The sequence below is a fragment of the Anaerococcus porci genome, from assembly GCF_034090325.1.
Classification (GTDB): domain Bacteria; phylum Bacillota; class Clostridia; order Tissierellales; family Peptoniphilaceae; genus Anaerococcus; species Anaerococcus porci.
Genome location: NZ_JAXDSU010000068.1, coordinates 1 through 5281, shown reverse-complemented (window position 1 = coordinate 5281; position 5281 = coordinate 1). Strand labels below are relative to the sequence as shown.

8 protein-coding genes are annotated in these 5281 nt (G+C 28.9%); all 8 read left to right on the top strand.

Annotation, left to right across the window (positions count from 1 at the left end):
• Positions 1-16: 16 nt before the first annotated feature.
• Entirely contained in the window at positions 17-445 is a 429-nt protein-coding gene (locus tag SOR60_RS07555; RefSeq protein WP_320595619.1) for an HIT family protein, read from the top strand.
• Between the two features lie 423 nt (positions 446-868).
• Positions 869-1579 carry a CPBP family intramembrane glutamic endopeptidase gene (locus tag SOR60_RS07550; RefSeq protein ID WP_320595618.1) on the top strand — a complete coding sequence of 237 codons (711 nt, stop codon included), beginning with the start codon at positions 869-871 and terminating at the stop codon, positions 1577-1579.
• 451 nt (positions 1580-2030) lie between these two features.
• Positions 2031-2657, top strand: coding sequence for a glutathione S-transferase family protein (locus SOR60_RS07545; RefSeq protein ID WP_154541345.1), 627 nt, complete (start codon positions 2031-2033; stop codon positions 2655-2657).
• A 110-nt stretch (positions 2658-2767) separates the two neighbouring features.
• Positions 2768-3364, top strand: coding sequence for a hydrolase (locus tag SOR60_RS07540; RefSeq protein ID WP_154541347.1), 597 nt, complete (start codon positions 2768-2770; stop codon positions 3362-3364).
• A gap of 96 nt (positions 3365-3460) precedes the next feature.
• On the top strand, positions 3461-3880 hold the full coding sequence (locus SOR60_RS07535; RefSeq protein ID WP_320595617.1) for a MarR family winged helix-turn-helix transcriptional regulator: 420 nt from the start codon (positions 3461-3463) through the stop codon (positions 3878-3880).
• Complete coding sequence (locus SOR60_RS07530) at positions 3873-4721, top strand: pirin family protein (protein ID WP_320595616.1); 849 nt, start codon at positions 3873-3875, stop codon at positions 4719-4721. Before SOR60_RS07535 ends, SOR60_RS07530 begins: the two co-directional genes overlap by 8 nt.
• 75 nt (positions 4722-4796) lie before the next feature.
• A complete protein-coding gene (locus tag SOR60_RS07525; protein ID WP_154541353.1) occupies positions 4797-5075 on the top strand; it encodes a GNAT family N-acetyltransferase in 279 nt (92 codons plus the stop codon).
• Between the two features lie 8 nt (positions 5076-5083).
• The coding region (locus SOR60_RS07520) for a hypothetical protein (protein WP_320595615.1) at positions 5084-5281 on the top strand (198 nt) is incomplete at its 3' end.

Below are 5281 nucleotides of genomic sequence, written 5' to 3'. Positions count from 1 at the left end.
ATTAAAGGAGAAAATCATGAAAGATAAAAATTGTGCTTATTGTATGAATAATGAATTAGTAGATGCATTTGGAATTAAGATTGGTGATTTAGAAAATAGTCAGCTATATCTTTTTAAAGAACAAAGTCATCGAGGAAGAGTTATTGTAGCTTATAAGAAACACGTAAGTGAAATAGTAGATATTAGCGATGATGAAAGAGATGCTTACTTTTCTGATATAGCAAAAGTTGCTAAGGCAATCCACAAAATTTTTAAGCCAAAGAAAATTAACTATGGTGCTTATGGCGATACAGGTTGTCATCTTCATTTCCATTTAGTTCCAAAATATGAGGATGATGAATTTGAATGGGGAGGAGTCTTTGCCATGAATCCAGAAAGGATATATCTTGATGAAGATGAGTATAAAAAGATTATTGACTCAATAAAAAAGGAATTGGATTTGTAATCTATAGTATAGTAAATTCTAAAAGCTAGAATAAAGAAGCTGTTGCAAAATGAATTTATCGTTTTAAGTATCCACATTTCTCTATTAAAATTTTATCTTGACAAGTAGTCTATAAAAAGAATTCCTAGGAGAGTGAACGATGATAGAACAATAAAATTCATAGACTTGTGACAGTTCTTTTTTTAATACAATATAATATTAGTCGATGATAAGAATTTTTACAAATCCTTTGTATATTAGGTGTTTTATTCTAATGTCTACAAAGGTATGGAATTAGCTAAAAAGAAATGTAGTCTTGAAATAACATATAAAAAGAAGTATTTATATATTTATACTATAATTTAGCAAGTTTAACCATATATAGAACTTTTTTAAAAGAGGTAGATTTGCTATAAAAATAAAGAATAATTAGGAGAAAGTATTATGCTCAAAAAAAATAGTATTGTATTAGTTATTTATATGCTTTTTATGGCAATGGGACTTTATATTAGTTATAAAGTTTTAGGAGTTGATTATAATTCATCAAATTTCAGTAAGACATTTTTACCATTTACATTTTTATTAGCCTTGTTTGCACTATCCTATGGACTAAAGCATAGAAAAGAGCTTGCTTTAGACAATGAAGGAAAAAAGAATTATCTACCATTTGCTATTGCTTTTATTACAATTGTAGCTTTTGGAATTTTTTTTCTGATAAATAATTTTGCTTTGAATATAGCTTTTTTTATTCTATTAGTTGATACAGCCTTGACAGCTATTGCAGAGGAGACGATTTATAGGGGTATTGTATTGGGCGGATTAGTAAAAAAAACATCAACAATTTCAGCCTTGTTATGCAGTGCAGTTTTATTTTCCCTCTTGCATTTATTAAATCTTTTAGCTGGTTTGTCAATTAATGAGGTTATAAACCAGATGGGTTCAACTTTTATAATGGGAATGTTTTTAGGGGCCCTATATTTAGAAAGTAAAAATATTTTTCTACCAATATTATTTCATTGGATGTGGAATTTTATTATATTGTCTAATGGTCTTTCTACAATAGATTTTATGTCAATAGTACTATTATTAGTAATTGGAGGAGAGATTTTTGCTATTATATATTTTTTATTAGAGCAATTAAGAAGAAAAATATGAGAATATAAGTTTTAAAATCTTTTTTGTAAATTATTATATTTTAATTTGCTTTTTAAAAAATCTCTAGAATAATATTTACACTATCCACCCCCTTGCTTAATTGCTGATTAGCTGTTAAAAGAGAGGGGATGGATTTTATTTTTTACGTAGCTTCTGTCAAATATGAGCAAAACATTATGCATTACTTCTTAAATGTAGCTCGTTAGATTATAATCTGTTTGTATTTTTAGTATATTTAAATAACTTTTTCTATGTTATTATTTTTATTTAGATTTGATTCTAATTTGATTGTTTCATTTGTTATTTTTTAATAGTAAATTGTGAAAATATTTTATTATTGAATTGAAAAAATTAATAGACGAATATTTGTCTAAATAATGGGTATAAAATAGATATAAGAATTTAGAACGAATTCTTATAAGTTATTTATAAATTATAAAAGGAGGATTTTATGAAACTTTACTACGCACCGGGTACATGTGCTGTATCCGTTTGGATTTCTCTTCAATGGGCGGGAGCAGATTTTGAGGTAGAAAGAGTTGAGTTAGGTTCTGATGAATATAAGAAGATCAATCCATCAGGAGCAGTTCCAGCTCTTGATACAAAAGATGGAAACATAAAAACTCAAGCAGGTGCAATATTATCATATATTGCAAGTAAGTATAAAGAAAAAGATTTAGGGCCAGATGAAGGACTTGAAAATGAATTTTTGTTCAATCAGATTTCAGCATTTTTATCTGCAGATTATCATCCAGCTTTTTGGCCAATGTTTGGTCCAGAAGATTATACATCAAGCAGAGATGAGAAAGATTTAGAGAAGGTTATTGAAGCTGCATATAAAAAGATTAATAGTGTTGCGATGATTTTGGATAACATGCTTGAAGGAAAGACTCATATCTATAAGAATAAAAAGACAGTTCTTGATGCATATGCTTATATTTTAAGTCGTTGGCTTTCAAAGACTCCAAAGTCTTGGACAGAATATCCAAATTTAAAGAAGTTTATGGAAACTATGGAAAATGATGAGGAAGTTCAAAAGATTATAGAGCTTTCTACAAAAAAATTCAATAGATTTTAAGAGACCTTTAGAGTAGATTTAGCATGATTTTTGTAAAAATTAAACTTAAATTTATGCTATTTTTTTAAAAAGAAATTATATCTAATTAGATATAATTTAAGGAGAATATTATGAATTCAAAAAAGATTAGAGATCAAAAATTCGATCATTTATTAACACCAGAAAACGCAGCATTTATAGCAATTGATTATCAACCTATTCAAGTTAGCTCCATAAAAAGTATGGATCAAAAAGAACTTGTAAATAATATAACAAAGACAGCAAAACTTGCAAAAATTTTTAAGCTTCCAACAGTTTTAAGCACAGTTAATGTAAAAAGTGGTGAAAATGAACCACAAATAAAAGAAATCGAAGAAATTTTTCCAAATATTGAACCAGTTGATAGAACTACAATAAATTCTTGGGAAGATGAGGAATTTTATGAGGCTGTAAAGAAAATTGGAAGAAAGAAGCTTATTATAACAGCACTTTGGACTGAGGCATGTCTTAGTTTTCCAGCACTTGATGCTCTAAAGGAAGGATATGAGGTTTATGTTGTAGTAGATGCTGTTGGAGGTACAAGTAAATTAGCACACAAAGTTGCTCTTAGACGTATGGAACAAGCTGGAGCAAAACTTATTAGTTTTACACAACTTGCTTGTGAACTTCAAAGAGATTGGAACAGGGAAGAAACAAAAGAAGAATTTGCAAAAATTTTGTTTAGTTAATAGAGGCTAATTTAATAAGGATTACCTTGTAAGAATAGGTATTTATTTTAAATTATTTCGTTTTTCAATATAAGAGTTAGATCGTTGAGGGAATATATGAATATTTCATTAAAATTAATAATAGCACTTCATAGGAGCATCGATAAAATCGATAAAAGAACAATGAAACTTGCTCAAGAAGAAGGTTTAACCTTTGGTCAGTTTGAAGTTTTAGAAGTTCTTTATAGCAAGGGAGATATGAGTATCGGAAATGTAATGAAGAAGATTTTGAGTAGTGTAGGAACTATTTCTGTTATTGTAAACAACTTGGTAAAACTTGGTTATATCGAAAAACTTTCTTGCAAAGATGATAAAAGAGTTTGTATTTTACACCTAAAGGAGAAGGGAAGAGATATTATTGAAAGGGTTATTGTTAAAAATACAGAAATGCTAGAAGAATCTTTCTCGATGTTAACAGAAGAAGAAAAAGAAAATTTGTTAATAATTTTAAAGAAAATTGGAGGTATTTATGGATAGAGAAGTAATTAAAAAAGTACAAGGTTTTAGAACAAAAGATGGTGCTGGAGTAAGCTTGGTAAGAGTTTTAGGTAATCAAACTGTGGAGGATTTCGATCCGATTTTGATGCTTGACTCATTTGATAGTATAAATCCAGATGAATATACTGCAGGTTTTCCAATGCATCCACATAGAGGAATTGAAACAGTTAGCTATCTTTCTAAGGGAAAGATGGTTCATAAAGATACTCTTGGAAATGAAGATGGAATTAGCGATGGAGAGGTTCAATGGATGAACTCTGGATCTGGAATTGAACATGAGGAAATGGTTCCAGCAGCTGATAGACTTCTTGGGGTTCAACTTTGGCTAAATCTTCCACAAAAGGAAAAGATGAGTAAACCAACTTACACTAAAATTCATAAGGATGAGATAGAAGAAATTGATATTGAGGGCGGTAAGATTCGTTTGATTTCTGGAAGCTACAAGGATCATAATGGTTTTAAAGGAGAACACTTGCCACTTGATTATTATGATATTCATTTGGAGCCAAATAGAGAATTTACAATTGAAACAGATAACGATAAATCCGTCATGATTTTTACACTAGTAGGAGATGTTTATGTTGGAGATGAGCATATTGAAGAAAAAACAGCTGCAAAGCTATCAGAAGGTGATAAACTAACAATTAAAAATGGAGACAATAATGCACAAGTATTATTTATCAGTTCCAACAAGCTTAATGAAGATGTTGCATGGGCAGGACCTATTGTAATGAATACTTCGAAAGAAATCCGACAAGCTTATGAAGAACTTAGAAATGGAACATTTATAAAGGAAAAAATTGAATTTAATGCTGATTAAATTAAAAAAGCGAATTTTTAAAATCACTTTTAAAAATTAAAGATGATTTTATTTTGTTAGAAAAAAGGAGAAATAATGAGAGTAGAATTTAAAAAAGACAGAAATAGAGTGGTACTTTACGATGAGAAAAATAAACTTGTTGGAGAGTCTACGTTTTCACTTTCCGATATGAAATGGATTATAGATCACACATATGTGGATGAAAGTTTAAGAGGTAAGGGATATGCTTCAAAACTTGTGGAAAAGATAATTGAAAGAGCGAGAGAAAAAAATATAAAGATTATTCCCTTATGCCCATATGCAAAAAGAGAGTTTGAAAAACATTCTGAATATGATGATGTGCTTTTTAAATAGGAGGTTGGATGATGAAGGTAAAAAACTATATAGAATTACAAAAGGCTTTAAATTCAAATGACGATTTAATTGAAATTTATAATTCATTTACAATTCCAAATTCAATCACATTGAAAAAAGGAAAGAAACTTATTGGTAAAAATAAAAATGTGCTTATAAGTTTTATGAATGGTGGAGGAATTGGACTTGAAGGCGATAATGAGATT

Coding starts and splice junctions, on each gene's coding strand:
- SOR60_RS07540 (WP_154541347.1), top strand. CDS start 2,768: ATGAATTCAAAAAAGATTAGAGATCAAAAATTCGATCATTTATTAACA.
- SOR60_RS07535 (WP_320595617.1), top strand. CDS start 3,461: ATGAATATTTCATTAAAATTAATAATAGCACTTCATAGGAGCATCGAT.
- SOR60_RS07550 (WP_320595618.1), top strand. CDS start 869: ATGCTCAAAAAAAATAGTATTGTATTAGTTATTTATATGCTTTTTATG.
- SOR60_RS07530 (WP_320595616.1), top strand. CDS start 3,873: ATGGATAGAGAAGTAATTAAAAAAGTACAAGGTTTTAGAACAAAAGAT.
- SOR60_RS07525 (WP_154541353.1), top strand. CDS start 4,797: ATGAGAGTAGAATTTAAAAAAGACAGAAATAGAGTGGTACTTTACGAT.
- SOR60_RS07545 (WP_154541345.1), top strand. CDS start 2,031: ATGAAACTTTACTACGCACCGGGTACATGTGCTGTATCCGTTTGGATT.
- SOR60_RS07555 (WP_320595619.1), top strand. CDS start 17: ATGAAAGATAAAAATTGTGCTTATTGTATGAATAATGAATTAGTAGAT.